General features: G+C 60.4%; 28 protein-coding genes. All 28 read left to right on the top strand.

Features of this window, described 5'->3' with window-relative positions; translation table 11 throughout:
• Positions 1 to 7 precede the first annotated feature (7 nt).
• The 28 genes from B5V00_RS01165 to B5V00_RS01030 all read left to right on the top strand — a co-directional run bounded on the left by B5V00_RS01165 (position 8) and on the right by B5V00_RS01030 (position 25,071).
• Entirely contained in the window at positions 8 to 922 is a 915-nt protein-coding gene (locus B5V00_RS01165; protein ID WP_085008668.1) for a MinD/ParA family protein, read from the top strand.
• Complete coding sequence (locus B5V00_RS01160) at positions 919 to 1,677, top strand: FliA/WhiG family RNA polymerase sigma factor (RefSeq protein WP_085008666.1); 759 nt, start codon at positions 919 to 921, stop codon at positions 1,675 to 1,677. The genes B5V00_RS01165 and B5V00_RS01160 overlap by 4 nt, the downstream gene beginning before the upstream one ends.
• 16 nt (positions 1,678 to 1,693) lie before the next feature.
• Positions 1,694 to 2,089 (top strand): hypothetical protein, encoded by a 396-nt coding sequence (locus B5V00_RS01155; RefSeq protein ID WP_085008664.1) that lies wholly within the window; start codon positions 1,694 to 1,696, stop codon positions 2,087 to 2,089.
• A complete protein-coding gene (gene flgF, locus B5V00_RS01150; RefSeq protein WP_085008662.1) occupies positions 2,086 to 2,826 on the top strand; it encodes a flagellar basal-body rod protein FlgF in 741 nt (246 codons plus the stop codon). The genes B5V00_RS01155 and flgF overlap by 4 nt, the downstream gene beginning before the upstream one ends.
• A gap of 17 nt (positions 2,827 to 2,843) precedes the next feature.
• Positions 2,844 to 3,629 (top strand): flagellar basal-body rod protein FlgG, encoded by a 786-nt coding sequence (gene flgG / locus B5V00_RS01145; protein WP_085008659.1) that lies wholly within the window; start codon positions 2,844 to 2,846, stop codon positions 3,627 to 3,629.
• 13 nt (positions 3,630 to 3,642) lie between these two features.
• Positions 3,643 to 4,596, top strand: coding sequence for a flagellar basal body P-ring formation chaperone FlgA (gene flgA, locus B5V00_RS01140; RefSeq protein WP_085008657.1), 954 nt, complete (start codon positions 3,643 to 3,645; stop codon positions 4,594 to 4,596).
• Positions 4,597 to 4,598: 2 nt separating this feature from the next.
• Complete coding sequence (locus B5V00_RS01135; RefSeq protein ID WP_085008655.1) at positions 4,599 to 5,285, top strand: flagellar basal body L-ring protein FlgH; 687 nt, start codon at positions 4,599 to 4,601, stop codon at positions 5,283 to 5,285.
• A gap of 19 nt (positions 5,286 to 5,304) precedes the next feature.
• A complete protein-coding gene (locus tag B5V00_RS01130) occupies positions 5,305 to 6,399 on the top strand; it encodes a flagellar basal body P-ring protein FlgI (protein WP_085008652.1) in 1,095 nt (364 codons plus the stop codon).
• Positions 6,400 to 6,463: 64 nt separating this feature from the next.
• Positions 6,464 to 6,823 (top strand): rod-binding protein, encoded by a 360-nt coding sequence (locus B5V00_RS01125; RefSeq protein ID WP_085008650.1) that lies wholly within the window; start codon positions 6,464 to 6,466, stop codon positions 6,821 to 6,823.
• 149 nt (positions 6,824 to 6,972) lie between these two features.
• On the top strand, positions 6,973 to 7,269 hold the full coding sequence (flgM, locus tag B5V00_RS01120) for a flagellar biosynthesis anti-sigma factor FlgM (protein ID WP_085008648.1): 297 nt from the start codon (positions 6,973 to 6,975) through the stop codon (positions 7,267 to 7,269).
• 3 nt (positions 7,270 to 7,272) lie between these two features.
• Complete coding sequence (locus tag B5V00_RS01115) at positions 7,273 to 7,626, top strand: hypothetical protein (RefSeq protein ID WP_085008646.1); 354 nt, start codon at positions 7,273 to 7,275, stop codon at positions 7,624 to 7,626.
• A 1-nt stretch (position 7,627) separates the two neighbouring features.
• A complete protein-coding gene (gene flgK / locus B5V00_RS01110) occupies positions 7,628 to 9,007 on the top strand; it encodes a flagellar hook-associated protein FlgK (RefSeq protein WP_085008643.1) in 1,380 nt (459 codons plus the stop codon).
• A gap of 3 nt (positions 9,008 to 9,010) precedes the next feature.
• A complete protein-coding gene (flgL, locus tag B5V00_RS01105; RefSeq protein WP_085008641.1) occupies positions 9,011 to 9,949 on the top strand; it encodes a flagellar hook-associated protein FlgL in 939 nt (312 codons plus the stop codon).
• 245 nt (positions 9,950 to 10,194) lie between these two features.
• A complete protein-coding gene (gene csrA / locus B5V00_RS01100; RefSeq protein ID WP_085008639.1) occupies positions 10,195 to 10,443 on the top strand; it encodes a carbon storage regulator CsrA in 249 nt (82 codons plus the stop codon).
• Positions 10,440 to 10,868, top strand: a complete 429-nt coding sequence (locus B5V00_RS01095; RefSeq protein ID WP_085008637.1) for a flagellar assembly protein FliW — start codon at positions 10,440 to 10,442, stop codon at positions 10,866 to 10,868. The genes csrA and B5V00_RS01095 overlap by 4 nt, the downstream gene beginning before the upstream one ends.
• Before the next feature lie 303 nt (positions 10,869 to 11,171).
• Complete coding sequence (locus tag B5V00_RS01090) at positions 11,172 to 12,215, top strand: N-acetylneuraminate synthase family protein (protein WP_085008633.1); 1,044 nt, start codon at positions 11,172 to 11,174, stop codon at positions 12,213 to 12,215.
• A gap of 9 nt (positions 12,216 to 12,224) precedes the next feature.
• The gene (locus tag B5V00_RS01085) at positions 12,225 to 13,211 is read left to right on the top strand and encodes an NAD-dependent 4,6-dehydratase LegB (protein ID WP_085008631.1); all 987 of its coding nucleotides are present in this window, start codon (positions 12,225 to 12,227) and stop codon (positions 13,209 to 13,211) included.
• Positions 13,204 to 13,923: a nucleotidyltransferase family protein gene (locus B5V00_RS01080; protein ID WP_085008629.1), complete on the top strand. Its 720-nt coding sequence runs from the start codon at positions 13,204 to 13,206 to the stop codon at positions 13,921 to 13,923. Before B5V00_RS01085 ends, B5V00_RS01080 begins: the two co-directional genes overlap by 8 nt.
• A complete protein-coding gene (locus B5V00_RS01075; protein ID WP_085008627.1) occupies positions 13,911 to 14,804 on the top strand; it encodes an NAD-dependent epimerase/dehydratase family protein in 894 nt (297 codons plus the stop codon). Before B5V00_RS01080 ends, B5V00_RS01075 begins: the two co-directional genes overlap by 13 nt.
• Positions 14,788 to 15,561, top strand: a complete 774-nt coding sequence (locus B5V00_RS01070) for a glycosyltransferase family protein (protein WP_245803888.1) — start codon at positions 14,788 to 14,790, stop codon at positions 15,559 to 15,561. The genes B5V00_RS01075 and B5V00_RS01070 overlap by 17 nt, the downstream gene beginning before the upstream one ends.
• Complete coding sequence (locus B5V00_RS01065) at positions 15,561 to 16,523, top strand: hypothetical protein (protein WP_085008625.1); 963 nt, start codon at positions 15,561 to 15,563, stop codon at positions 16,521 to 16,523. Before B5V00_RS01070 ends, B5V00_RS01065 begins: the two co-directional genes overlap by 1 nt.
• Positions 16,513 to 17,232, top strand: a complete 720-nt coding sequence (locus tag B5V00_RS01060; RefSeq protein WP_085008623.1) for a WbqC family protein — start codon at positions 16,513 to 16,515, stop codon at positions 17,230 to 17,232. The genes B5V00_RS01065 and B5V00_RS01060 overlap by 11 nt, the downstream gene beginning before the upstream one ends.
• A complete protein-coding gene (locus B5V00_RS01055) occupies positions 17,229 to 17,858 on the top strand; it encodes a PIG-L deacetylase family protein (protein WP_085008621.1) in 630 nt (209 codons plus the stop codon). The genes B5V00_RS01060 and B5V00_RS01055 overlap by 4 nt, the downstream gene beginning before the upstream one ends.
• A 39-nt stretch (positions 17,859 to 17,897) precedes the next feature.
• Positions 17,898 to 18,911, top strand: a complete 1,014-nt coding sequence (locus B5V00_RS01050) for a radical SAM/SPASM domain-containing protein (protein WP_085008619.1) — start codon at positions 17,898 to 17,900, stop codon at positions 18,909 to 18,911.
• The gene (locus B5V00_RS01045) at positions 18,908 to 19,954 is read left to right on the top strand and encodes a radical SAM/SPASM domain-containing protein (protein WP_085008617.1); all 1,047 of its coding nucleotides are present in this window, start codon (positions 18,908 to 18,910) and stop codon (positions 19,952 to 19,954) included. The genes B5V00_RS01050 and B5V00_RS01045 overlap by 4 nt, the downstream gene beginning before the upstream one ends.
• A complete protein-coding gene (locus B5V00_RS01040) occupies positions 19,951 to 21,399 on the top strand; it encodes a B12-binding domain-containing radical SAM protein (protein WP_085008614.1) in 1,449 nt (482 codons plus the stop codon). The genes B5V00_RS01045 and B5V00_RS01040 overlap by 4 nt, the downstream gene beginning before the upstream one ends.
• A gap of 4 nt (positions 21,400 to 21,403) precedes the next feature.
• Positions 21,404 to 23,476: a 6-hydroxymethylpterin diphosphokinase MptE-like protein gene (locus B5V00_RS01035; protein WP_085008612.1), complete on the top strand. Its 2,073-nt coding sequence runs from the start codon at positions 21,404 to 21,406 to the stop codon at positions 23,474 to 23,476.
• A gap of 170 nt (positions 23,477 to 23,646) precedes the next feature.
• Positions 23,647 to 25,071 carry a flagellin N-terminal helical domain-containing protein gene (locus B5V00_RS01030; protein WP_085008610.1) on the top strand — a complete coding sequence of 475 codons (1,425 nt, stop codon included), beginning with the start codon at positions 23,647 to 23,649 and terminating at the stop codon, positions 25,069 to 25,071.
• Positions 25,072 to 25,089 lie beyond the last annotated feature (18 nt).

Here is a 25,089-nt window from a genome sequence, read left to right as displayed (position 1 = left end):
GAAATTCATGACTGTAGTTCAAGGACACTTTGATCAGGCGGGAACCCTGCGCAACCTGCAGCCGCACATGGCAACCAAGGCCCAGGCGACCACGCCGGTTCCGTCGACACCCCGAGTGGTGTCGGTTACATCGGGTAAAGGGGGCGTCGGCAAAACCTCGCTGGCTGCCAACATCGCCGTTTCCCTGGCACGCTGCGGACAGCGGGTGCTGGTTATCGATGCCGACCTCGGCCTGGCCAATATCGATGTCATGTGCGGGTTGACTCCCAGGTACAACCTCAATCACTACTTCAGGGGGCAGCAGTCCCTGGAATCGATCATGATCAACGGGCCCGCCGGAACCAGTATCCTGCCGGCCGGTTCCGGAATCCAGCAGCTGACCCATCTCAACAGTGCCCAGAAACTTCGTTTTCTGGAAGATCTCGACGCCCTGCATGAACGCTTTGACATGGTTCTGATCGATACCGAGGCCGGCATTTCGGAGAACGTCACCTACTTCAATGTCGCCGCCCAGGACATCATGGTCATCACCACACCGGAACCGACCGCCATCACCGATGCCTACGCCCTGATGAAACTGCTATCGACCCGTTTTCATCAGAAACATTTCCACCTGGTGGTCAACCAGACCCATGGAGACGATGAAGGTCTCGAAGTCTACCAGAAGCTGACCATTGTTTCGAACCGCTATCTTGATATTTCCATCAATTACCTTGGCTGCATCCCCCAGAACCAGCGCATGCAGGAAGCGGTACGCCGACAGAAACCGATTGTCGAGCTGTACCCCGGCCTGCGCATCAGTTCCGCCTTTGCCGGACTGGCCCGGACGCTGATCGAGTCGCCTCGTGACCGGGATCCCAAGGGAACCATGCAGTTTTTCTGGAAACAATTTTTCACAATGAATAAGGGAGGTGAGTCATGAACAAAACCGCCACCTATCGCGAAACCGGAATGTTCGACAAGGATGAACTGATTCGATCCCATCTCCCGATGGTCAATTTCCTGGTGGAAAGGATGGTGACCCAGGTCCCGGCCTTCGTCAGCCGCGACGAGATCTGCAGCGCGGCCATGCTCGGTCTGGTTGACGCCGCCAACCGCTTCGATCCGGCCAAGGGGGTGCTGTTCAAGACCTTTGCCGAACGACGTATTCGCGGCGCGGTGCTTGACGAGGTGCGGCGCATGGACTGGTTCTCCAGGACCCTGCGGGAAAAACACGCCAGGGTCGCCAGAACCATTGACCGGCTGGAGAAAAAATTCGGTCGTGCTCCCGAAGAGGAGGAGGTCGCCGCCGAACTGGAAATCAGCCTGGAAGACTACCAGACTCTGCTCGGCGAGGTTTCCCATCTGGGCTGCATCAGCCTCAACGAATATCTCGACGACTCCGGAACCGGCCGCAGCATCATCGACAACCTTGAAGATGAAAAGGGCAAAAGTCCCCTGGAGGAACTGGAAGCGAGTGACCTCACCCGGGAGATGGCGGCACACATCGAAAAACTGTCCGAGAAGGAACGCCTGGTGGTCGCGCTCTACTACCACGAGGAACTGACCCAGAAAGAGATCGCCGAAATTCTCTGCATCTCGGAAGGGCGCGTTTCCCAGATTCACAGCCAGGCGCTGATCAAGCTCAAGGTCAGGCTTTCACGTCGCACCAGCATGCCCCCTTTCCCGAAAAAATAGTGCCGAGGAGGACGCCATGCTGAAACCGGAAATTCTTTTTTTCATGCTGCTGGCCACGGTCACCCTGGCAATGGTTTTGTTCGGCTTTCTGTACTGGAAGCTGAACCGCGTCAACCGTGAACTGCTCGATATGCGCAACGAGGTCAATGGCGACAAGACCCGCCGGAAGACCGAACAACCCTCCTTCGATCAGAACCTCGCCCTGGCCGAGCTGAAGGCCCGGATCAACAACAAACGCCCCGAGGTCGCGGTCCCCGACAAGTACCGCTACATCACCTCATTGGTCGCCCAGGGACTCGACTCCGGGCAGATATCCCAGGTCCTGCAGATCGGTCGCGGCGAAGCGGAACAACTGGTCAGCCTGGCCAACCTGCGTCGCGGAATGCATTCCACCCAGGGGAGTCCGGCATGAAGGATGTCGCCTACAACGCCGGCCTGCTTTCAGCGGTGTCCGGGGCGATGGCCAGGCTGCAGGCCCTCGACGTAGCGGCCAACAATCTGGCCAATGCCAAAACCATCGGCTTCAAACGGGATATTCCCGACTTCGAATCCCGGCTGATCCAGGCCCAGCGGGGTCGCAGCCGTGACGGTCTGGTCACTATCACCCGGCTCAAGGAAACCCGCATCGACCGCAAACAGGGAGATCTCGAAACCACCGGCAACCCTTTTGACCTCGGCATCGACGGCCCCGGGTTCTTCAAGGTCCGGACACCGGCCGGTGACCGCTACACCCGCCAGGGCAACCTGACCCGCGACAACCAGGATCGACTGGTGACCCGCGAAGGCTACCCGGTCCTCGGGGCAAGCGGCCCGATCATTGTCAGCGGTGACGGCGAAGTGGAAATCAGTGAAGATGGTTCGGTGCTCATTGACGAACAGGAAGCGGGGGTCATCACCCTGTATGAATTCCCCGCCGGCACCCCGCTGGAGAAGGTCGGGGACGGGTTGTTCATCGCTCCCAAAACGACCGCCCCGACCACGGTGGCCAACCCCAGGCTGATCCAGGGTGCCCTCGAAGCCGGCAACGTCAATGTGCTCAGGGAAATGACCCGCATGGTGACTTACGAGCGCGAATTTGAAACCTACCAGAAGATGATCAAGGCCTACGGGCAGTTGGCCACCAAGGCCGCTGAACTCGGGGCATTCTAACCAGTGAGGAGTCGAAAATGATCAAGGCACTGTCGATTGCAGCCTCCGGCATGGAAGCGCAGCAACTCAACATGGACGTGATCGCCAACAACCTGGCCAATGTCAACACATCCGGGTTCAAGAAAAGCCGGGCCGATTTCCAGGATCTCCTCTACCAGACGATTCGCAATGCCGGCGGCAACACCAGCAGCGGTACCGAAATCCCGACCGGCATCCAGGTCGGACTGGGAACCCGCACCGCCGCGATACAGAAAATTTTCACCTCCGGCGACATCACCCAGACCGGCAATGAACTCGACCTGGCCATTGAGGGCCCCGGCTTTTTCCAGGTTGAGATGCCTGACGGCGAAACCGTTTACACCCGCGCCGGAACCCTGAAAAAGGACAGCACCGGTCGCCTGGTCACGTCCGAGGGCAATCCGATTGTGCCGCAGATCAGCATTCCCGAAAATGCCACCCGGGTCACCATCCATGACGACGGCACCGTCGAAGCGTTTCTCGACGGCAGTACCGAGGGCACGCAGGTGGGGAATATTGAACTGGCCAACTTCAGCAATCCGGCCGGATTGATGAGTCTCGGCCGCAACCTGCTGCAGGAAACCCCGGCCTCGGGCGCGCCGACCACCGGAACACCCGGTCTGCTCGGCCTCGGCACTATCTCCCAGGGGTATATCGAGGGCAGCAACGTCAGCGTCATGGAAGAGATGGTCAACATGATCGCCGGACAACGGGCCTACGAAATCAACTCCAAGGCGATCAAAACCGCGGATGAGATGCTGCAGATGACCAACAACCTTGTCTAGAAAGCCGGCTGAGATGAAACTCTTTATCACGATCTCAAGTCTGCTGCTGATTCTGCTGGGAGCATCCGCAAGCCAGGCCCTGACGGTCCGGTTTCACCCTCAGGCCGTTGTAGACGGCGAGGATGTCACCCTCGGCGCCATTGCCTCGATCACTCCCGCGGGAAAAAGATCCCGCAGCCTGGCGGGAATAAGTCTGGCCGCCGCTCCCGCCCCCGGCAGCGAACTGCGAATGCAGAGCCGCGACCTCTGGGCCAGGCTGTGCAGGCTCGAACCGGACCTGGCCGGCGCCGACCACCAGGGGGCCGATGTTGTCGTCATTAGACGCGCCGGTGTCCCGTTTGGACCGCGGAAGGTGCAGACCCTGCTGGAAAAATACCTGCAATCCCAGCAGCAACGCTTCCCCGGCATGACGCTCAACCTGGTCAACCTCCAGTTGCCGCGTCCCTTCGTGCTGCCGAAAGGCACACTGCGCACCGAAATCAGACCGTCCGACCCGGACATCCTTCACAGCCGCAGCTTCAATATCCTGTTCCGGGTTGAAGACCGGCCGGTCAGGAACCTGACCGTTCGCGGCCAGATCGAAGCACTGGCCGAGGTGCCGACCATGATTCGCGACCTGCCGCGAGGATCGATTCTCAGGGCGACTGATCTGCAGTTGGTACGCCGAAATATCGTGCCGATGCGCAACCCTTGTCTCGACCTGAACCAGCTGATCGGCAAGAAAACCCGACGCAGCCTGCGCCGGGGACAGCCGCTGACACGCTCGATGGTGATCTCACCGCCGGTCGTCAAACGAGGCGAAATAGTAACCATCTCTCTGCAGCACGGCGGCCTCAGCATTTCAACCAGAGGGATCGCCCGGCACAACGGGGAAATCGGCGACACCATCCCGGTCCGCAACAGCAATTCGCAACGGGACATTCTCTGCAAGGTGATTGCTCCCGGCCAGGTCAAAGTGGGGTTCTGACCATGAACAAGCTGATGATTCTCTGTTTCCCCCTGCTGCTTGCCGCCTGCGCGACGACGAAGCCTCCCGAACCCCTGCGTCAGTCGCCGGCGGTACAGTCCCGCCAGTACCCCCCGGCCGAACAGCGCAAACCGACCGGGTCGATCTGGGCGGATCGCGGCAGTGACCTGTTCACCGACCTCAAGGCCCGTCGGGTCGGCGACATCCTCACCGTGGCCATTTTCGAGAAAGCCAGTGCCAGCAAGGAAGCGACCACGGCCACCGACCGCACCAGCACCGCTTCGGCGGACATCACCAAATTTTTCCGTTTCGAAAAGGATCTCGCCAACCTCGCCAGCGGGATCGACCCGAGCAACCTGATCAGTGCCAGTTACAAGAACGATTTCGAAGGGAACGGTAAAACCACCCGCAAGGAAGACCTGATCGCCACCCTGACCACCCAGGTGATCGAAGTTCTTCCCAATGGCAACCTGCGCATCGAAGGGAACAAGGCGGTCACTGTCAACGAAGAAACCCAGTACATCCAGTTGACCGGCCTGGTGCGCCAGAGCGACATCACCCCGGGCAATATCATCGACTCCAAGTATATTCTCGATGCCCGCATTGCCTATACCGGCAAAGGGGTCGTCAGCGACAAGCAGAGACCGGGCTGGATGACCAGGGTCCTGGATAATGTCTGGCCCTTCTGAGTCGACCGGAGGACGACACATGCGTACCATGAAATGGCTGATCATACTTCTGCTGTTCCTCCCCGGAACTCTGCAGGCGGCGCGAATCAAGGATATCGCTCGGCTCGAAGGGGTGCGTTACAACCAGCTGGTCGGCTACGGCCTGGTGGTCGGACTCAACGGCACCGGTGACAGCTATAGCACCGAGTTCACCACCCAGACCCTGGTCAACATGCTCGAGCGGATGGGAGTCACGGTTGATCGCAACAAGGTGAAGGTCGACAATGTCGCCGCCGTCATGGTCACGAGCGAACTCCCGCCCTTCACCAAACCGGGCAACAAAATAGATGTCACCATCTCCTCCATCGGTGACGCCGAGTCGATTGCCGGCGGCACCCTGCTGATGACACCTCTCAAGGGACCGGACGGCAAGGTCTACGCCGTCGCCCAGGGACCGGTGGTGGTCGGTGCTCTCTCCTTCGGCGGCAAGGCGGCCAAGGTACAGAAGAACCATCCCACCGCGGGACGGATTCCCGGCGGCGCACTGGTGGAAAGAGAGGTCCCCTTCCACCTGCCGAGCAGCGACAAGCTCACCTACCGGGTTGAAGAAACAGACTTCACCACGGTCAGCCACATTGCCGACGCCATCAACCGCCGCTTTGGTCCGAACACCTCCCGTCCCGTCGACGGTGCCAGTGTCACGATTCGGGTCCCCGATGACTACCGCGGCCGGATGGTCAAGTTCCTTTCCGAAGTCGAAGCCCTAGATGTCAAAACCGACAGCCCGGCGCGCATCGTGGTCAATGAAAAAACCGGCACCATCGTCATGGGACAGGACGTCCGGATCGACACCGTGGCCGTGTCCCACGGCAACCTCAGCCTGGTGATCAGCGAGTCGGCCGATGTATCGCAACCGGCACCCTTTGCCAGCCGCGGCCGAACCGTCGCCGTTCCGAAAACCGATATCGAGGTCAACGAGGAGGACGGCGAACTGGTGGTGATGAACATGGGCGTCAGCATTTCGGAAATCGCCCAGGCGCTGAACGCCATCGGCGCCTCGCCGCGTGACCTGATCGCCATCCTGCAGGCGATCAAGGCGGCCGGAGCCCTGCACGCGGAACTGGTCGTTCTCTGATGCTTTCGCAACGAGCGGATTGCCGCGCAACAAGATCTGCAGCAGACGCTGAAGGACACTTCAGATGAGAATCAATAACGCATTGCCCGTTGTCTCTCTCAGCCGCATCGATGCCGCCGCATCTGCCGGCAGGGAGGAAAAACTGCGGGCCGCCTGCCGGGAGTTCGAAGCCCTGTTCATGCAGCAGATGCTGAAAGGCATGCGGGCCACAATCCCGCAGAGCGGACTGCTTGAAAAGGACGCCTCTCACGACATGTATACCGATCTGCTTGATGCCCAGGTCGCCCGCGGGGTGGCCGAGCAGCATGGCGGGATGGGGATCGCCAATGCCCTCTATCGGCAATTGCAGAAACTTGAACACGGCCCCGTGAGTCCGTTGCCAAAAGAATCGCCGATCAGAACGGATAGATCAGGGGGGGGGTAAATAAACCCGTTTTCTGATGTTTTTTGCTAAACTCTCATCGCCCGACAACCGAAAAGAGCATCAGGGAAAGCCCCATGCGGCTTGTTAGACAGCCCTGAAGCGGCCCGGACGATCCTGTCCCGCGGGGCATTGAAACAAAGGTGGATGTTATGACCGTTAAACTGAATACCGGCAAGCCAGTTGCCCGTCTTGACCATCTTGACCGCCGACAGAAGCCGGACGTCAAGGATAAGAAATCCAGCATCGAAACGCGGCAGACCGACCAGGTCAAGATTTCGGCCTTTGCCCGCGAAGCCGGACAGGCCCGTGAGTCGGGCCCGATCCGTGACAGCCGACGGGCCGACAGGATCGCCGCGCTCAAGGAACAGATCGCCGATGGAAGCTACCAGCCCGACTCCCGGGCGGTCGCAACCAGCCTGCTCAAACACATTCTGAAGGATCGCTGAGCGATGACCGGAACCCTCCAGCAATACCGTAAACTGCACCGACTGCTGCTTGATGAGCGCGAATACGCCATGAACCTCGACCTGGAGGGGCTGCAGCGGACGGTGAAGGAAAAAAGCGCCCTGCTCGGCGCCCTGCCCCCGACCAGGGAAGATGAGCTGACCCCGGAACTGCGTGAACTGGCAGCAAAGATCCAGAAGGAAAACCGACGTAACGCCTACCTGTTCTGGTCATCTTTGAACTGGGTCCGCGAGACGATGAATTTCTATAGCCGGCAGATTGCCAACCCGGCTTACGGAGAGAGCGGCAGACAGATCACCAACGTCAACGGCGGCAGTCTGCTCTCAGGGAAGGTCTGATATGGGCGGTCTGCTTGCGGCACTGAACGCATCCAAGACCTCGATCACCACCCAGCAGAAGGCGATGGAGGTCGTCGGCAACAATATTGCCAACGTCAACACGCCCGGATATTCCCGCCAGACGCCGACCCTGACGCCCTTCCCCACCCTTTCCATGGGTGATTTCTTTATCGGCCAGGGGGTGCGGGTCAGTTCCATCGAACGCGCCGGCGACGCGTTTCTGACCAAACAGATCCAGACCAAAACCGCTGATCTCGGCATGGAAAGTTCCAAGGCGAGCCCGCTGGCAAGTGTCGAACGCACCCTGCCGGTCGACGACACCGGCGTCGCCGCCGAAATCGACCGGTTCTTCGATGCCTGGCAGGAACTCTCGACCAACCCTGACGGCCGTGTCGAACGCGATCTGGTGATGCAGCATGGCGGACTGGTCGCCGACGCCTTCCTCAACACCTACAATGACCTGCAGAGCGTATCGACCAACATCGACAACGCCCTGGTCTCGAAAATCGACGGGGTCAACCTGAAATTGAACCAGGTGGCCGAACTCAACAACCGTATCGCCACCGTCGAGCTTTCCGGCAACAACGCCAACTCGGATCGCGACCGACGTGACCAGCTGGTCAAGGAACTGGCCAACTCGCTGGGCGTTCAGGCCCTGGAAGACAGCCGCCACATGGTCATGCTGCAATTGCCCGGCGGTCTGCCGCTGGTCGAAGGCACCGAGGCGCTGCAGATCGAAGGAGTACCGACCGGCAGCACCCTCAAGCTGCAGTTGAAACTGGGCAGCACCATCATCGACCTGCCGCGCGAAGGAATGGGTGGAGAATTTCGCGGGCTGCTCGATATCCGTGATCAGCTGGTTCCCGACCTGCAGGGCCGGTTGGACCAGCTGGCCTATGATTTCGCCACGGCGATCAACACCCAGCATCGGGCCGGAAGTGGTCTCGACGGCATCAGTGGTCGTGATTTCTTCAACCAGCCGGCAGCCGTTGCCGGAGCCGCGACCTCCCTGTCCATGGCCTTCAGCAACAACGATTTCGTCGCCGCCGGAGCGACCATGGCGCCGGGAGACAACACCAACGCCCTGCAGATTGCCGGGCTGAAAGCGACACCGATGGTCAACGGCCAGGACAGTTATACCGCCTGGTACGGAAAAATGGCCGCCACGGTCGGCATGGAAGCGAGTCAGAACGAACTCTCCCTGTCCGGGCTGGAAGATACCCTGACCCAGTTGAACAACGTCAGGGATTCAACCGTCGGCGTTTCCCTGGAAGAGGAAATGATTTCCCTGATCCAGTACCAGAAGGGTTTCGAAGCTTCCGCCAAATTCCTCGGTACCGTCGACGAAATGATGGACAGCATCCTGATGATCAAGAGGTAAGCCATGAAAGCAACCATGGGCACCACCTATCATACGCTCCTTGCTCATCTCAACCGGATCAACCGCACCCTTGAAGACCTTCGTGTCCAGAGCGCCACCGGCAAGAAGATTAACAAACCCTCGGACGATCCGTCAGCCATCCGTCCGATGCTGAACGCGCGGACCCAGATCAAGAGCTCGGACCGTTTCATCCGCACCATGGATTCCGGCCTCGACCAGATCAACAGCATGGACGGGCACCTGTCGCACATGAACGACGTGCTGGTGCGGCTTAAGGAAATTTCCATCGCCTCCATCAATGACAGTCTCGATTCCCAGAACCGGCTCACCTACGCCGAAGAGGTCAAACAGCTGCGCCAGGAGATGTACGACAGCGCCAATGCCCAGCTTGACGGCAAATATCTTTTTTCCGGGTTCCAGGTTCACACCAAGCCCTTTGTCGACAATCCGGCCTACGACCCGGTACTCGACCCGCGGCCGGTGCTCTACAACGGCGACAGCGGTGAATTCAACCTGGAAATCGGACCTTCGGAGAAGGCCAAGATCAACCTGACCGGCAACGAGCTGCTGATGGGCGATGCCGATTTCGACGGTGTTACCGACCCCGGCGCGGTCGATATCTTCGCGGTCATGGCGTCCGTCGAACAGGCGCTGCGCAACAATGACCCGGCCGCCGTCAGCGGCCAGCTCGACAATATCGAAACAGGCCTGGAACAGATTCGCAGCAACCAGAGCCTGATGGGAAACGCCGGAAGGCGGCTGGAGACCGCCAAGGACCGGATGGAGCAGACCAATATTCAGATGCAGACCATCCTGTCCCGCTACGAAGATGCCGACCTGGTCGAAACCATCACCAACATGACCCAGCAGGAAACGGCTCTGCAGGCGGCCCTTTCGGTCACCGGGCGCCTTTCGCAATTGTCAATTCTCAATTATGTCTGATAAACTGTTCGGCCACAGACGGCCTGACTTTAACCTGAATCCGTGAGTTCCTGTCGGATGGAGAGTGCAAGTGCTTGGCCTGAATGGGATTTTCAAAAATCTGAAGAGCACCCGTAGGTTCGCTGGTGATTTTTGGAAAGCTCAGGCAGGACAATGACTTGTGCTGTCCGCTGACAAGGGGCTCACTGATTCAGGTTTTATTAACCTTTCGGTCACCTTCGACCGATAAGCCATGGAGGGCAGCAATGCTCGTACTGACAAGAAAATGCGGCGAAGGAATCATCATCGGTGATGACGTCAAAATCACCGTGGTCGATGTTCGCGGCGGCAGCATCCGGATCGGCATCGACGCGCCGCGCAGCAAAAAAATCCATCGTCTCGAAGTCTATGAACGCATCAAAACCGAAAACAGGAAGGCGACCCAATGGCAGCCGACGGATCTGCAGGAATTAACCAGGAAACTCGACACCACCAGAAAGCAGCCCCGGCCATGAAGATCAATGGAACCCGCTTCGGCGATATTGAATACAGTTCGGAAAACACCATCCACTTTCCGGACGGGCTGATCGGCTTTGAGGACCTGCACGACTTCATCGTCATGCCGAACCGACAGGAAAGCCCCCTGTTCTGGATTCAGAGCGTTGACGATGCCGATATCGCCTTTCTGCTCACCGATCCGAACAACTTCTTTCTCGACTACAACGTGGTCCCGGACAAGACCGAGCAGGGCAAACTCAAGGTGTCCGGCGCGGATGAATGCTATGCCCTGGCGGTGGTGACGATCCACGATGACAAATCGGTGACTCTCAACCTGGCGGCTCCGATCATCTTCTCGCCGGAGACCAACCGGGCCATTCAGGTCATCCTCGAAGGGGCCCCCTACAACACCCGCACGCCGTTGCCGCAGATCGCGTCCTGAGCCGGCGCGCGCCCGTCACCCGGGATGGAACACGACGTGATACCGGCCCTGCGCCGCATCCCCTGCTGAACAAAACCTGAATCCGTGAGTCCCTGTTGGATGGAGAGTGCAAGTGCTTGGTCTGAATGAGATTTTCAAAAATCTGAAGCGCACCCACAGGTTCACTGGTGATTTTTGGGAAGCTCAGGCAGATCAATGACTTGTGCTATCCGCCGACAAGGCACTCACTGATTCAGGTAAAAGGCCGGGCTTCCGATCCTCGGATTCGGCTGCCCGGCTTTTTTATGACAACGGGAGTGAACCATGTCTGAATGCGTATCGGTCGATGGCATTCCAATCGGAAACGGCCATCCCTGCTACTTCATGGCGGAAATCGCCGGCAATTTCGGCAACGAGGAAGAAGCTGTCAGGATCGTCGATGCCGCCGTCAGAGCGGGCGCCAGGGCGATCAAGTTCCAGACCCTCGACCCCGAAACCATCACCACCCGCTCCAACCGCTTCGACATGGAGGCGGTCGGCACCCGGCTGCAGTACGAAGTCTTTGCCGAAACCGCAACTCCGGAAACTCTGCAGCTCTTCCTGGTCGACTATTGTCGACGCCGCAACATCACGGTCTTCTCGGCACCCAGTCACCTCAAAGACCTGGACCTGATCTCCCGCTTCGACAGCCCGGCCTACAAAATCGGCTCCGACCTGGCGACCCATATCCCCCTGCTGCGGGAACTGGCAACGACCGGCAAACCGATCTTCCTGTCGACCGGCATGTGTACCATGGCCGAGGTTGAAACCTCCGTCAACGCGATTCAGCAGGCCGGCAGCAGCCCGGTGCTGCTGTTCCACTGCGTCTCCAACTACCCGGGCAACCCCGCCGAACAGAACCTGCTGGCGATGGTGGCCATGAAGGAAAAGTTCGGCTTGCCGACCGGTTTCTCCGATCATACCATCGGCATCGACATCGCTCGGGCGGCCATCGCCCTCGGCGCCGACATGATTGAACGGCATTTCTGGGTGGAAGGCAACCTGGAGGGTCCGGATCGGCCTATCTCTTCGGATGAAAAGGAATTTTCTCGATTGGTACAGTCCTCGCATTATATCGCTGCAGCAAGGGGGAACGGAGTCAAAAAACCGACTCCCGACGAATTGCGCAACATGCGGACCAACCGGGTCAGCATCATCGTCATGGAGGATATCGCGGCCGGATCGCTGCTGACCGCCGCCAACCTCGATATCCGCCGCCCCGGCGACGGACTGCCGCCCCGGATGTGGGACGAGGTCATCGGTTGCCGGGCGGCAACCCATCTCAAGGCCGAGCAGCCTTTGCGGCCGGAGCATATCAGCAGGGAGTGACGATCATCCATGAAAGGGAAACAGGTCCTGGTAACTGGCGCTGACGGCTTCATCGGCTCACACCTGACAGAACAGCTGGTTCGCCAGGGAGCCCGGGTCCGGGCCCTTTCCCTGTACAACTCCTTCAATCATTGGGGCTGGCTGGAATCAACCGACATCCTCGACCAGGTCGAAGTTGTCTGTGGTGACATCCGTGACCCGTTTTTCTGCAAGAAAATCACCGCCGGCATTGATACCGTCTTTCACCTCGCCGCCCTGATCGCCATCCCCTACTCCTACCAAGCGCCGGCCAGCTACATCGAAACCAACGTCAACGGCACCCTCAATATCTGCCAGGCGGCCCTCGAAAACGGCTGCCGGCGGATGATCCAGACCTCGACCAGCGAGGTCTACGGCACCGCCCGCTACGTGCCGATCGACGAGAACCATCCGCTGCAGCCGCAATCCCCCTACAGCGCCAGCAAAATCGGCGCCGACGCCATCGCCGAGAGCTATCACCGCGCCTTCGACCTGCCCCTGACCATCGCCAGACCGTTCAATACCTATGGCCCGCGGCAATCCGCCCGCGCCGTCATCCCCGGCATCATCAGTCAGATTGCCGAAGGACAGCCGGAACTGCGTCTCGGCGACCTCACACCGACCCGAGATTTCACCTTCGTGGACGATACCTGCCGCGGCCTGCGGGCCCTGGCCGCCAGTGAAGCCACCCTCGGTGAAACGGTCAACATCGGCTCCAACGATGAAATTTCGATCGGCGAACTGGCGCGTCTGATCAGGGACATGATGGGCAGCAGCATCACCATCGTCAGTGATGAACAACGGCTGCGTCCTGAGAAGTCCGAGGTCTTCCGTCTCAGATGCGACAACAGCAAACTCAGGGAGCTGACCGGTTTTGTCCCCGAAACCAGCCTGAAAAAGGGGTTGGAGAGAACCATCGCCTGGTTCACCGATGAACGGAATCTCGCCCGCTACAAAGGGGGTATCTACAATGTGTAAACGAGCTGTCATCCTCGCCGGCGGCCAGGGAACCCGTCTGCGTCCCTACACCGTGGTGCTGCCGAAACCGCTGATGCCGGTCGGCGACTACCCGATCCTCGAAGTGATCATTCGCCAGTTGTCCCATTTCGGCTTCAAACACATCACCCTGGCGGTCAACCACCAGGCGGAAATCATCAAGGCCTATTTCGGTGAAGGGGACAAGTGGGGTATCAGGATCGACTACTCCCTGGAGAACATCCCGTTGAGCACCATGGCCCCGCTGAAGCTGATTGACGACCTGCCGGAAAACTTCCTGGTGATGAACGGCGACATCCTCACCGACCTCAATTTCGGCCTCTTCTACAAGTACCACGTCAGTCACAAGCATCTGTTCACCATCTCCGCCTTCAACCGCACCCAATGCAGCGAATACGGGGTGCTGGAAGTCGATGAACAGGACTGCCTGTGCGGATTCAGGGAAAAGCCGGTGATCAACTACGATGTCAGCATGGGCATCTACATGCTCAACCGCAGGGCTCTCGACTTCATCCCTGACGCGAAGCCCTACGGTTTCGACCACCTGATGTACGACATGATCAAGGCCCGCAAACTGCCCCGCATCAAGCGCTTCGACGGTTACTGGCTCGACATCGGCCGGGCTGACGATTACATCCAGGCGATCGAGGAATTCGATCAGCTGAAGGCCCGTTTCCTGCCATGCTACTCCTGACCGGCAGCCGCGGCTTCATCGGTCGCGCCCTGACCGCACGACTGCGACAGCAGACGCTGGCGTACCGAGAGATCAACTCCGAAAGGGGCGGGGTCACCCGACCGGACAATTTCCGTCCCTTTACCGCCTGCGGGATCCGCCACGTCATTCACCTGGCGGCACGGGTTTTCGTTCCCGACAGCTGGCGCGAGCCGGGAGCCTTCTTTCATACCAACCTCACCGGCACCCAGAACGTTCTCGAATTCTGCCGCGCCACCGGCACCGGCCTGACCTTTGTCAGCGCCTATCTCTACGGCCCCCCGGAAAAGCTGCCGGTCGCTGAAGATCATCCCCTGCACCCCGACAATCCCTATGCCCAGTCCAAAGCCCTGGCCGAGCAGCTGTGCGGATTTTACGCGCGCGAGTTCGATGTTCCGATCACCATCCTGCGCCCTTTCAACGTCTACGGACCGGGCCAGGACAAACGCTTCCTGATTCCATGGATCATTCACCAGGCCCTGCATGAAGAACGGATCACTCTCAGGGATCTGCAACCGCGTCGGGATTTTGTCTTCGTCGACGACCTGATCGACGCGCTGCTGCTGACCTTGGCCCCGGCTCCCGGACTGACAACCCTGAACATCGGTTCCGGCACATCGGTCAGCGTGGCGGAAACCGTCACCCTGGTCCAGTCGTTGCTCGGCACCGACAAGGAGGTGACAACAGAAAATGTCCGCCGGAAAAACGAGCTGGACGATGTCGTCGCCGACATCAGCCGGGCAACCGGGATGATCGGCTGGCGACCGAAAACCTCTCTTGAGCAGGGGTTGAAGAACATGATTGAAGAACTGCACACCCCGAGAGGGGCCAGACAAGGAGAGCCCCGTGCTGCCGGCAGCTGAACATCGTTCGTCGCCGGTCGCGGCACCGCCGGTCAGCGACAATGAACGGCTTGGAGTCATCATCCAGGCCCGCATGGGTTCAACCCGGCTGCCCGGCAAGGTCTTGAAACCGGTCGGCGACAGTCCCCTGCTCGGCGTCATCCTCCGCCGCCTGGAGAGACTGCAGAGTCCGGCCGAGATCATCGTCGCCACCAGTGAACTGCAACGCGATGATCCGGTTGTCAACTTCTGCCTGCAAACCGGCGTCCGTTGTTTTCGCGGCAGCGAAGAGGATGTCCTCGATCGTTATTATCGCTGCGCAACCGGATACCGGTTCAGCCAGATCGTGCGACTGACCGCCGACAACCCCTTCGTCGATGTCGCCGAACTCGACCGCCTGATACGGCGACATCTTGACTCTCAAGCCGATTACAGCCATTCCTTCGCCAGCCTGCCGGTTGGGGTCGGCGCCGAGATCTTCAGTTACCGGGCTCTGGAGGAAAGCTTCAACCACGGCCATCTGCCGCATCACCGCGAACATGTCAACGAATTCATCCAGGAGCGCCCCCGGGACTTCAGGACCGTCCACCTGCGTGTTGCCCCCGCCAAGCATCGGCCCGACATCCGACTGACCGTCGACACCCCTGAAGATTATCGTCGCGCCTGCTTCATCGCCGCCAACCGCCCGGCCGACAGCGTCACCACGCCCGAGGCGATCAATCTCAGTGAACTCTTTGCCGAACGGGCGGCCGAAACAACACCGTCCGACCTGCCGTGATGCTGATCCTGTGCGTCGAAGCGTCCCACCGCAAGGGGCTCGGCCATCTGTTCCGGGCAATGACCCTGTGCCGCCATCTGGAAGTCGAGAATCTCCCCTGCCATCTGCTGATCAACCATCATCCCCCTTCCCTGCGGCTGCTGACCGAACGGGGCATCAGGCATTCGGTCATCGACCTTGACGATCCGTCCCCCTGGGAACGTGACTGGATCGACAGGCTCGGGGCACGGGCCTGGATCGATGACCGTCATGACACCTCCGAGGCCCATGGCCTGCGCATCGCCGCAGCCGGCATTCCCCTGGTCACCTTCGACGACCGCGGTCCCGGCGCCGCTCATGCCGACCTGCATTTTGCGCCGCTGGTCTTCAACGACCGAACCCGGCTGCGGGGACGGAAAATTTTCACCGGCCCGGAGTTCCTGATTCTGACACCGGAGATCCACGACCAACGGCGGCCGCGCAAACAGCTGCAGCAGCTGATCGTCTCCCTCGGCGGCAGCGACACCTACGGCGTCACCCTCAAGGTCCTGAGGCTGCTCAGGGAGCTTGACCAGCCGGCGACGATCCACACCGGCCCCGCCTTTGCCCATCGGAACGAACTGCAGAGGCTGGCGGACCGGCCCTGGCCGATCCTGGAGCAGGTCGACTCCCTGGCGGCGACCTTCGCCGGCTTCGATCTCGCCATCACCGGCGGCGGGGTCACGCCCTTCGAGGCCAATGCCGCCGGTCTGCCCTGCCTGGTGGTCGCCAACGAGGACTTCGAGGTGGAGGTCGGGGAGTACCTGCAGCAGCGCGGCAGTTCCCTGTTTCTCGCCCACCATGAGCAGCTCAGTGTCCGTCAGCTGCGGCTTGGCCTCGACATTGCACAACAGACCCTGGAAACCATGAGCCGCCGCGGCCTGCGTCAAAATCCTGACCGCGGCGCGATGAATATCGTCCGGGAAATCCGTCATGTGCTCTGAAAAAACGGTCGTCATCCACCAGCCCGACTTCCTGCCCTGGCTCGGCTTCTTCCAGCGTCTGCTGTCCGCCGACCTCTACCTGGTGCTCGACAACGCCCAGTTTCTCAACAACAGCAGGAGCTGGCACAACCGCGACAAGATCAAGACTCCGCAGGGCGAACGCTGGCTTACCGTCAGTGTCAGGAAAACGGCACAGAAAACCCCGATCAACCAGGTGCTGCTGGCCGACAACACCGACTGGCGGGGACGTAATCTCTCGCTGCTCAAGCACCATTACCGGCGTGCCCCGTTTTTCGACCAGATCTATCCGGAACTGGAACATCTCTACCGGTCTCCGGCGACAACCCTGCTCGATTTCAACCTGCGCTCGATCAAAATGCTGCTGCGCCTGTTCGCCATCGACATCCCGCTGCGCTTTGCCGGCGAACTGAACCCCGCCGGGAGCAGCAATGCCATGCTGGTTGATCTGCTGAAAAAAACCGCCGCCGACCGTTACCTGTCGGGGAACGGCGCCCGCGCCTATTTCGATCCGGAGCCCTTTCGGAAGGCCGGGATCAAGGTCTGCTGGCAGAGTTTCCGCCACCCGGTCTATCCGCAGCTGCATGGTGACTTCATCCCCGGCCTGAGCAGCATCGACCTGTTCTTCAATTGCGGGATCGAACAATCCCGCGCCATCCTGCGATCCACCATGGAAGGAGTGCGGTCATGAACATCCTCGCCATCGGTGCCCATTTCGACGATATCGAACTCGGCTGCGGCGGCGCCCTGGCCAGACACATCGCCCAGGGGGACAAGGTCTACGCCTTCGTCGCCTCGACCTCCGGCTTCACCGGCTACAATAAGGAAATGATCCGCTCCAACGAAACCGCTCTCAACGAGGGCCAGCGGGCGATGGAGATCCTCGGGGTCGAACTTTTCTGCGGTGACTGCGAAACCTTCGCGGTCGAGTTCACCGAAGCCCTCAATGTCCAGATTCTCCGGATCGTCGAAGAAAAACATATTCACCGCGTCTACACCCACTGGGACAGTGACATCCACCATGACCACCAGGCCCTGGCCAGGGCCTCTCTGCACAGCTGTCGCCACGTTCCGCGCATGCTCATGTATCGCAGTAACTGGTACCACTCAACCACTGATTTCAAAGGTAATTTTTATATCGACATCACTGACTTCTGGAGCACCAAGGAGGCGGCCGTCAAAGCCCACACCTCGGAGCTGGAACGCACCGGCTACAAGTGGCTGCGGTTTTTCAAGAACGAGGCGGAAAACGCCGGCCAGCGGATCGGCGTGCCTTACGCCGAAGTTTTTGAAGTGGTGAAGTGGCTCGAACCCTGATCCTTCATTTCATTCGCATGGGCTGAACAGGAGACCGAAATGACAGCAAGCAAGCGCGAGCGGGATGTCAACACCCTCTGCTCCTTTCTCAACTTCAACACCACCTGGGAAGCGGACATGGGCGACGATTTTCTCCGCTATCGCCGGGCCTGGCAGGAAAACACCCGCCATAAAACCCTGACCCGCTTCCCGATGCATCTCGATTTCGACCTGACCAACGCCTGCACCCTTGCCTGCCCCTTCTGCCCGCGCACCCAACTGGTCAGGCAGGGCCGCTATCCGGGAACCTACCGGATGCCGTTCGAAGTCTATGAAAAGGCCCTGCGCGAGGGCGCCGAAAAGGGCCTGCTGGCGATCAATCTCAACGCCGGCGGGGAGCCGCTGCTGCACCCCGACCTGCCGCGGATGGTGAAGCTGGCCGCGGATCTCGGCATTCTCGACATCATGCTGCATACCAGCGCCGTCCACCTCGACGAGGCCATGGCCCGATCGCTGATCGAAGGCGGTCTGACCAAGCTGATCATCTCCTTTGATTCGCCGATCCCGGAGCACTACGAACAGCTGCGCAAGAATGCCCGCTTCGACGCAGTGGTCGCCAATATCAACCGCGCCATTGACCTGAAAAAGGAATTGCGTTCCCTGACGCCCTTCATCCGCATCAACATGGTGCAAATGAAGGAGAACCACCATGAACGGCAGCAGATGATCGACTTCTGGCGCGAGCGGATCGACGGCCTCGGCTTTCTTGAATACATCAACTACTACCAGTGGGACGACCGGGATCGCTACGTTCATCCGGTCCGCTACCAGGAAGATTTCGTCTGTGAAAAACCCTGGCAGCGGCTCGGCATCGCCCATGACGGCCGCATCAAGTTCTGCCACCTCGACGACCTCGACGAGGTGACCCTCGGCACGATCATTGACACCCCCATCGAAGAGGCCTGGCAGGGTGCGCAGATGCAGGCCTACCGCGAACTGCAGCAACAGGGACGCATCAGGGAGATCGATCTCTGTTCACGCTGCAGTACGCCGATGATGCCGGAGGAGCCATGACCGTGACAACCACCACTGAAACTGAAAAGGTCACCGATTACAGCCGCCGCGGCGACATCGACGCCTACCTGGGACAGTTGCAGGGTGAAGCCTTCCGCCGCTACCGAAAAGAATGGCGTCAGGCGGAAAAGGAATTGCGATTCTTCCCCTACCCCCTGTTCCTGGTGGTCGAGACGGTCAACACCTGCAATCTCAGCTGTGCCATGTGCTTCCGCAGCCGGACGCCGAGCCCGCAGCCGGCGATGATGTCCCTTGACGATTACCGTCGGCTGATCCGGGAAGCGGGCCGACTCGGCTGTCCGTCTCTTTCCCTCAACCTCAACAATGAACCTCTGCTCGACCCGCTGCTGGTTGAACGGGTCGCCCTGGCCAGAGAAGCCGGGTTCATCGATATCCGCCTCAACACCAACGGCATCCTGCTGACCCCGGAGAAGTCGCGGGCGCTGATCGCCGCCGGACTGACGCGGTTGTCGGTCAGCATTGACGCCGCCAGTGAGGAAACCTACCGCCGCATCCGCACCGGCGGCGACTACCGGCGGCTGCTGAACAACCTGGAGGCTTTTGTCGCCATCCGCGACGAACTACAGGCAGTGTTGCCGGTACTGCGCTGCACCCTGGTCAAGATCCGTGAAAACGAACATGAAGTTGATGCCTTCATCAACGACTGGCAACAACGCGCAGATTACGTTTCGATTCAAAGTTACGTTCCGCACAGCAATGATGATGAATCGATGACGCTGCACCCGGATCAGCAGGCAAAGAGTGCCAACGTGACCTGTTCCCAACCCTTTGAACGACTGGTGGTCACGGTCGACGGCAACGTCCTGCCCTGCTGCTCGCCACAGGGGGCGGAGATCGTTCTCGGCCGCTGGGACGACACCGGCCTGGCGAAGATCTGGACCGGTCCGCAGGCGATGAATCTGCGGCGGATGATGCGGAGCCGCTGCTGGCATGATCACCCGGTCTGCAGTTCCTGCCTGAACGGCACCTTCGACGGCCACGAGAACCAAGAAACCGCCCTTCCGGAAAAGGAAACAACATGAGAAACGGACGCGTCCTGTTCATCATTCATGACAACTACCAGGATTTCAATTACTTCCCCCTCGGGGTGGCCTACCTGGCCGCCGTCCTGCGCGATGCCGGGGCGGATGTCCAGGTCTACTGCCAGGATCTCTACCACCAGTCGAACGAGGAGCTGGCCGCGTATCTCGACGACAACACCTTCGACCTGATCGGCATCGGCTTCCTGGCCGCTCGTTTCAAGGAAACCGTTGAAGAGCTGTGCCGGGTCGTCACCCGGCACAAGAAGGAGGCCTGGCTGGTACTCGGCGGCCATGGACCATCGGCCCTGCCCGCCTACATGCTGCAAAGAACCGGCGCCGACGTGGTCGCCATCGGCGATGCCGAGCAGACGATCGTTGAACTCCTGCACGGCAGAATCTCGGGAACCCCGGCCATCGGCGACATCAGGGGAATCGCCTGGCGCCGCGGCAGTGAAGTTCACCACAACCGGCCACGTCCCGCCATCCGCAACCTCGACAGCCTGCCGCTGCCGGCCTGGGAGCTGTTCCCGATGCAGGACTATATCGGCAGCGTCCACTTCGCCGGGCAGCCGGAGAATGTCGACCGCAGCCTGGCGCTGATTTCCTCCCGCGGCTGTGTCAACGCCTGCAGTTTCTGCCACCGTCTCGAAAGCGGCTACCGGGTGCGAAGCGTTGACAACGTGCTGGATGAACTGCAGCTGCTGATCGAACGCTACCGGATCGAATATTTCCTCTTCCTGGACGAAATGTTCATCCTCAACAAGAAAAGACTGCTCGAATTTGAACGCAAACTGGATCAGCGCGGCATGCAGATCCGGTTCTCCTGTGCCGCCCGGGTCGATATCATCGACCGTGAGGTGGCCGGCATTCTGAAACGCTGCGGCTGCCGGTTCATTACCTTCGGCATCGAATCGACCAACGACAACGTCCTGCGGCTGATGCGCAAGAACACCACCCTTGAGAAGAACATCAGGGCCGTGGAAGCGGTCAACGAAGTCGGCGGCATCGGGCTCTCTCTCAACCTGCTGTGGGGAAACGTCGGCGATACCGAGGAAAGCCTGCGCACCAACGTCGAATTCATCAAGCGCTACAACAACTACCAGCAGGTCAGAACCATCCGCCCACCGACCCCCTATCCCGGCAGCGCGCTCTACCAGTACGCCATTGAGCAGGGCCTGCTGACCGGCCCGGACGATTTCTTCGACCGCTTCAGCAACTCGGATCGCTACCTGGTCAACTTCACGGACCTTCCCCTGGACCGGTTCTACCAGCTGCTGCTGGAGGCGAACCGCGACCTGATCCTCGATCATTACCGGCACACCGGGGGTGACATGGTAGAGGCGCAACGACTGATCCGGGAGTTCGAAGACCTCTACAACGGCCGCAACGACCATTTCCGCGGCGCGCGGGACTACACGCCCCGCCAGCGGCTGCAGAGGATCTGAGACGATGGCGCGGAACAGACCGAAACACCGTCGCACCAAATCCACCGGCACCATGCTGGAACGTCTGCGCAAACGCACGCCGCAGCAGCGGGCGGACCTGCTGACGCGAACCTTCCAGGCCAACCTGACCTTTTTCAAACGCCGCGATCCGGCCCTCGCGAGCCTGCTTGAAAGCGGCGTGCAGAACCCTTACCAGGTCAGCATCAATGACCATTTTCTTGATCTGATCGACACCGCCAGCAACCTGCTCTGTCATCCGCAGAGCGGTCTCGACAGCTTTGCCGAACAGCTGGGCGACTGGCACCACCCCGGATGGATCGATTTTCTCGACCCCCGGCTGCGTCATTTTCCGCAGGATGAAAACCACGGCCGACAGCTGATGGCGTTCAGCGCATCGCTGCTGGCAGCCTTTCCCCAATTTGAAGAGCGCCTGGCCGAAGGGCGGTTCCAGCTTCCTCAGATCGAAAACGGCCGCCGTTTTTCCCCGGCGGTGGTCTTCGTCGGTATCTTCCACGGCCTGCACATCGACCATTATCTCAGTCGGACTTCTGTCGCCGATGTCACGCTGATCGAACCGGACAGGTTCAAGTTCCTGGTCTCCTGCCATTTTCTCGACTACGCCCGGCTCGAACAACGCTGCGGCAATCTGCAACTGCACATCGGCGACCCGGTCCCGGATACCTTCCTGCAGGCAACCCTCACCCGCAGCTGGATCACCAGCACCGTCTGGCTGCGGGTGTTGCCCGGCTACCGGCTCCCCGAAATCGACGGGATTGTCGAACGGCTGCGGCTGGCCTGGCTGGCCCTGACCGATGCCTGGGTGCCGGCCGACCGCGAACTGCGCGCCCTCGCTCACGCGAAAAAGAACCTGGCGGCAGGGTTGCCGATGCTGACCTCGGAACCACAACCGGGACCGGAAACCAGGATTGCCGTGGTCGGCGCCGGTCCCTCACTGGCCGGCGACCTGGCATGGCTCAAAAAGCAGCAGCAGCGGATGATCATCATCGCTGCCCATACCGCGGTCCGGGTCTTGCTGAAAAACGGCATCAGGCCCGATTTCCAGGTCAGTCTCGATCCGGAATGGGATGACGCGACCCTGCGGCGGCTCGACCTTGACCGCCGCATTCCGCTGCTGGTGAGCAACCACAAGGACCCGGCTATTCTGCGACAGTTCGATCTGCCCCTGCTGGTCGCCGTCGACGGTCTGCCGCAACCAGTTGCCTTCAACTATCAACTTCCTTTCGGACTGCAGACAACCGGTAACCTGGCCCTCGCCTTCGCCTGTGCCTGTCATCCGCATACCCTGCTGCTGCTGGGCATGGATTTCGGTTTTCGCGACAGCGAACGGATTCACGTCAAGGGGGGACATTTCGATGAACAGGCGCATCAGGGCGTCGAAATAACCGGCAACCGGCAGCTTCCGGTTGCCGCCAACTTCCCCTCACGGCAACCGCTGCTGACCCGCCCCTACTTCAATGACGCCCGGCTGCTGGCCGAAAAGACCCTGCGTCGACTCGAAGCAGGGACACGCATCCTCAACCTCTCGGACGGTGCCCGTATCGCCGGCGCGGACGCAGTCCGCTCGAATGAACTTGAACTCGATCCCTGGCCGGGCAAGGACGCGGCCCTCGCCGCTCTCAGGGCCGCCTTTGAACCACCCCACAGAGGGACACACTGGCAACCCTTTACCGCGGGGACCGACCAGACGGCAGACCTCCTGGCCATCGGGCTGCACCGCCTGTTCGACCAGCAGACCATCAGTTGGAAAAACCTGGCCTCGACCCTCAACCGTGCCCAACACGACCTCTTCCAGACATGCCAGAGCGGAACGATACCGGATCTTCGCCCCCTGCCCTACCTGCGGATCATCAAGGACCTGCTCACCACCTGGTTTCGTTTCATGGTCGCCACCCGCACTCCGGCGGAAACAGCAAGTCTTTACCGCAAGGGACGCGCACTACTGCTGAAAGCCGCCATGGAGTGGGACGATCAGCGACAGCCGGAACATCCACCGACCGAGGCTGCGACCGCTTCAAACACCCCTCGACAAACCTCTTCCCGGCCTCGGCTCGAATAAAAATTCACCTAAACCTCCAGCCCCGGGCGGCCGATATGTCTTTCTGAACGCGGGGAATACCAGGCCCAGGAGGTACAAAGTTTCAGGACGCGGCCCCCCCATGGACGTTCACTTTCATTTGAACCGGGCACGGAAGCCCACCAACACCACCTTCACGGAGGAAAATTACAATGGCACTGACAATCAACACCAACGTCGCTTCTCTGAACGCCCAGCGAAACCTGAACAGGTCCCAGAACGCCCTGGGAAAATCGATGCAGCGTCTCTCGTCCGGTCTGCGCATCAACAGCGCCAAGGACGACGCCGCCGGCCTCGCCATCGCCAACCGGATGACGTCGCAGATCCGCGGTCTCAACCAGGCCTCCCGGAACGCCAACGACGGCATCTCCCTGGCGCAGACGGCTGAAGGCGCCCTGCAGGAAAGTACCAATATCCTGCAGCGTATCCGCGAACTCTCCCTGCAGTCGGCCAACGACACCAACACCTCGTCCGACCGCGCTTCGATGCAGGCCGAGGTCGGCCAGCTGCAGAGCGAACTGGACCGGATCGCGACGACCACCACTTTCAACGGTCGCCGCGTTCTTGACGGCTCCTTCACCGGTGCCACCTTCCAGGTCGGCGCCAACGCCGGTGAGACCATCTCCTTCAACATCTCCAGCGCCAAGGCTTCCAGCCTCGGCCACATCGCCACCGGCACCGGCACCACGGTCACCGCCAACACCACCACCGGCATGACCATCGCCGTCGGCTCCGGCGCCGCCACCGGCATCGCCTCCAGCGCCAACTTCGCCCACGCCACCGACACCACCTACCGCGGCGCCGATTCGGCCTACGCCAAGGCGGCGGCGATCAATGACGCCGGCATCGCCGGGCTCTCGGTCTCGGCCAAGACCGAGATCGCGACCACCACCTGGGCCAACATCGGCGGCACCACCGGCGACACCTACGGTCTCGACATCAACGGCGTCACCGTCTACACATCCGGCACCGACGTTTCGGGCTCCGCCCTGACCGTCACCGACGTCCGCAACGCCATCAATTCCGTCTCCGACAAGACCGGCGTGGTCGCCTCCGACGACGGTACCAACCTCACTCTGACCGCCGCCGACGGCCGCAACATCGTCGTCACTGAAAGCGGCACCGCCACCGGCTTCGCCGGCAATGGTACCGTGGGCTCGTCGGGCAGCGTCAACCGCGGCAAGATCAGCATGGACGCCACCGACACCATCACCGTCAGCGGCGGCACCGAATCGGGACTGACCAGCATCGCCAAGGACACCGCCGGGGTCGATTCCATCGATATCTCAACCGCCGCCGGCGCCCAGACCGCCATCAAGCGGGTCGACGCCGCCCTCGGCGCCATCGACCAGATCCGCGGCGATCTCGGCGCGGTGCAGAACCGCTTCGAAACCACCATCGCCAACCTGCAGAATGTCGCCGAGAACCTCTCCGCCGCCCGTTCGCGGACTCTCGACGCGGATATCGCCCAGGAAACCTCGGCGATGACCAAGAACAACATCCTGCAGCAGGCCGGTGTTTCGATCCTGGCACAGGCCAACCAGGCCCCGCAGCTGGCCCTCTCGCTGCTGAAATAATCAGGTAAACCGGGTATG

This window comes from Geothermobacter hydrogeniphilus, assembly GCF_002093115.1.
Classification (GTDB): Bacteria; Desulfobacterota; Desulfuromonadia; order Desulfuromonadales; family Geothermobacteraceae; genus Geothermobacter_A; species Geothermobacter_A hydrogeniphilus.
This window is presented reverse-complemented; position numbering and strand designations above follow the sequence as displayed.

Excerpts from the sequence above, each read along its gene's own strand:
- B5V00_RS01165 (WP_085008668.1), top strand. The coding sequence starts at position 8 with ATGACTGTAGTTCAAGGACACTTTGATCAGGCGGGAACCCTGCGCAAC.
- B5V00_RS01160 (WP_085008666.1), top strand. The coding sequence starts at position 919 with ATGAACAAAACCGCCACCTATCGCGAAACCGGAATGTTCGACAAGGAT.
- B5V00_RS01155 (WP_085008664.1), top strand. The coding sequence starts at position 1,694 with ATGCTGAAACCGGAAATTCTTTTTTTCATGCTGCTGGCCACGGTCACC.
- flgF (WP_085008662.1), top strand. The coding sequence starts at position 2,086 with ATGAAGGATGTCGCCTACAACGCCGGCCTGCTTTCAGCGGTGTCCGGG.
- flgG (WP_085008659.1), top strand. The coding sequence starts at position 2,844 with ATGATCAAGGCACTGTCGATTGCAGCCTCCGGCATGGAAGCGCAGCAA.
- flgA (WP_085008657.1), top strand. The coding sequence starts at position 3,643 with ATGAAACTCTTTATCACGATCTCAAGTCTGCTGCTGATTCTGCTGGGA.
- B5V00_RS01135 (WP_085008655.1), top strand. The coding sequence starts at position 4,599 with ATGAACAAGCTGATGATTCTCTGTTTCCCCCTGCTGCTTGCCGCCTGC.
- B5V00_RS01130 (WP_085008652.1), top strand. The coding sequence starts at position 5,305 with ATGCGTACCATGAAATGGCTGATCATACTTCTGCTGTTCCTCCCCGGA.
- B5V00_RS01125 (WP_085008650.1), top strand. The coding sequence starts at position 6,464 with ATGAGAATCAATAACGCATTGCCCGTTGTCTCTCTCAGCCGCATCGAT.
- flgM (WP_085008648.1), top strand. The coding sequence starts at position 6,973 with ATGACCGTTAAACTGAATACCGGCAAGCCAGTTGCCCGTCTTGACCAT.
- B5V00_RS01115 (WP_085008646.1), top strand. The coding sequence starts at position 7,273 with ATGACCGGAACCCTCCAGCAATACCGTAAACTGCACCGACTGCTGCTT.
- flgK (WP_085008643.1), top strand. The coding sequence starts at position 7,628 with ATGGGCGGTCTGCTTGCGGCACTGAACGCATCCAAGACCTCGATCACC.
- flgL (WP_085008641.1), top strand. The coding sequence starts at position 9,011 with ATGAAAGCAACCATGGGCACCACCTATCATACGCTCCTTGCTCATCTC.
- csrA (WP_085008639.1), top strand. The coding sequence starts at position 10,195 with ATGCTCGTACTGACAAGAAAATGCGGCGAAGGAATCATCATCGGTGAT.
- B5V00_RS01095 (WP_085008637.1), top strand. The coding sequence starts at position 10,440 with ATGAAGATCAATGGAACCCGCTTCGGCGATATTGAATACAGTTCGGAA.
- B5V00_RS01090 (WP_085008633.1), top strand. The coding sequence starts at position 11,172 with ATGTCTGAATGCGTATCGGTCGATGGCATTCCAATCGGAAACGGCCAT.
- B5V00_RS01085 (WP_085008631.1), top strand. The coding sequence starts at position 12,225 with ATGAAAGGGAAACAGGTCCTGGTAACTGGCGCTGACGGCTTCATCGGC.
- B5V00_RS01080 (WP_085008629.1), top strand. The coding sequence starts at position 13,204 with ATGTGTAAACGAGCTGTCATCCTCGCCGGCGGCCAGGGAACCCGTCTG.
- B5V00_RS01075 (WP_085008627.1), top strand. The coding sequence starts at position 13,911 with ATGCTACTCCTGACCGGCAGCCGCGGCTTCATCGGTCGCGCCCTGACC.
- B5V00_RS01065 (WP_085008625.1), top strand. The coding sequence starts at position 15,561 with ATGCTGATCCTGTGCGTCGAAGCGTCCCACCGCAAGGGGCTCGGCCAT.
- B5V00_RS01060 (WP_085008623.1), top strand. The coding sequence starts at position 16,513 with ATGTGCTCTGAAAAAACGGTCGTCATCCACCAGCCCGACTTCCTGCCC.
- B5V00_RS01055 (WP_085008621.1), top strand. The coding sequence starts at position 17,229 with ATGAACATCCTCGCCATCGGTGCCCATTTCGACGATATCGAACTCGGC.
- B5V00_RS01050 (WP_085008619.1), top strand. The coding sequence starts at position 17,898 with ATGACAGCAAGCAAGCGCGAGCGGGATGTCAACACCCTCTGCTCCTTT.
- B5V00_RS01045 (WP_085008617.1), top strand. The coding sequence starts at position 18,908 with ATGACCGTGACAACCACCACTGAAACTGAAAAGGTCACCGATTACAGC.
- B5V00_RS01040 (WP_085008614.1), top strand. The coding sequence starts at position 19,951 with ATGAGAAACGGACGCGTCCTGTTCATCATTCATGACAACTACCAGGAT.
- B5V00_RS01035 (WP_085008612.1), top strand. The coding sequence starts at position 21,404 with ATGGCGCGGAACAGACCGAAACACCGTCGCACCAAATCCACCGGCACC.
- B5V00_RS01030 (WP_085008610.1), top strand. The coding sequence starts at position 23,647 with ATGGCACTGACAATCAACACCAACGTCGCTTCTCTGAACGCCCAGCGA.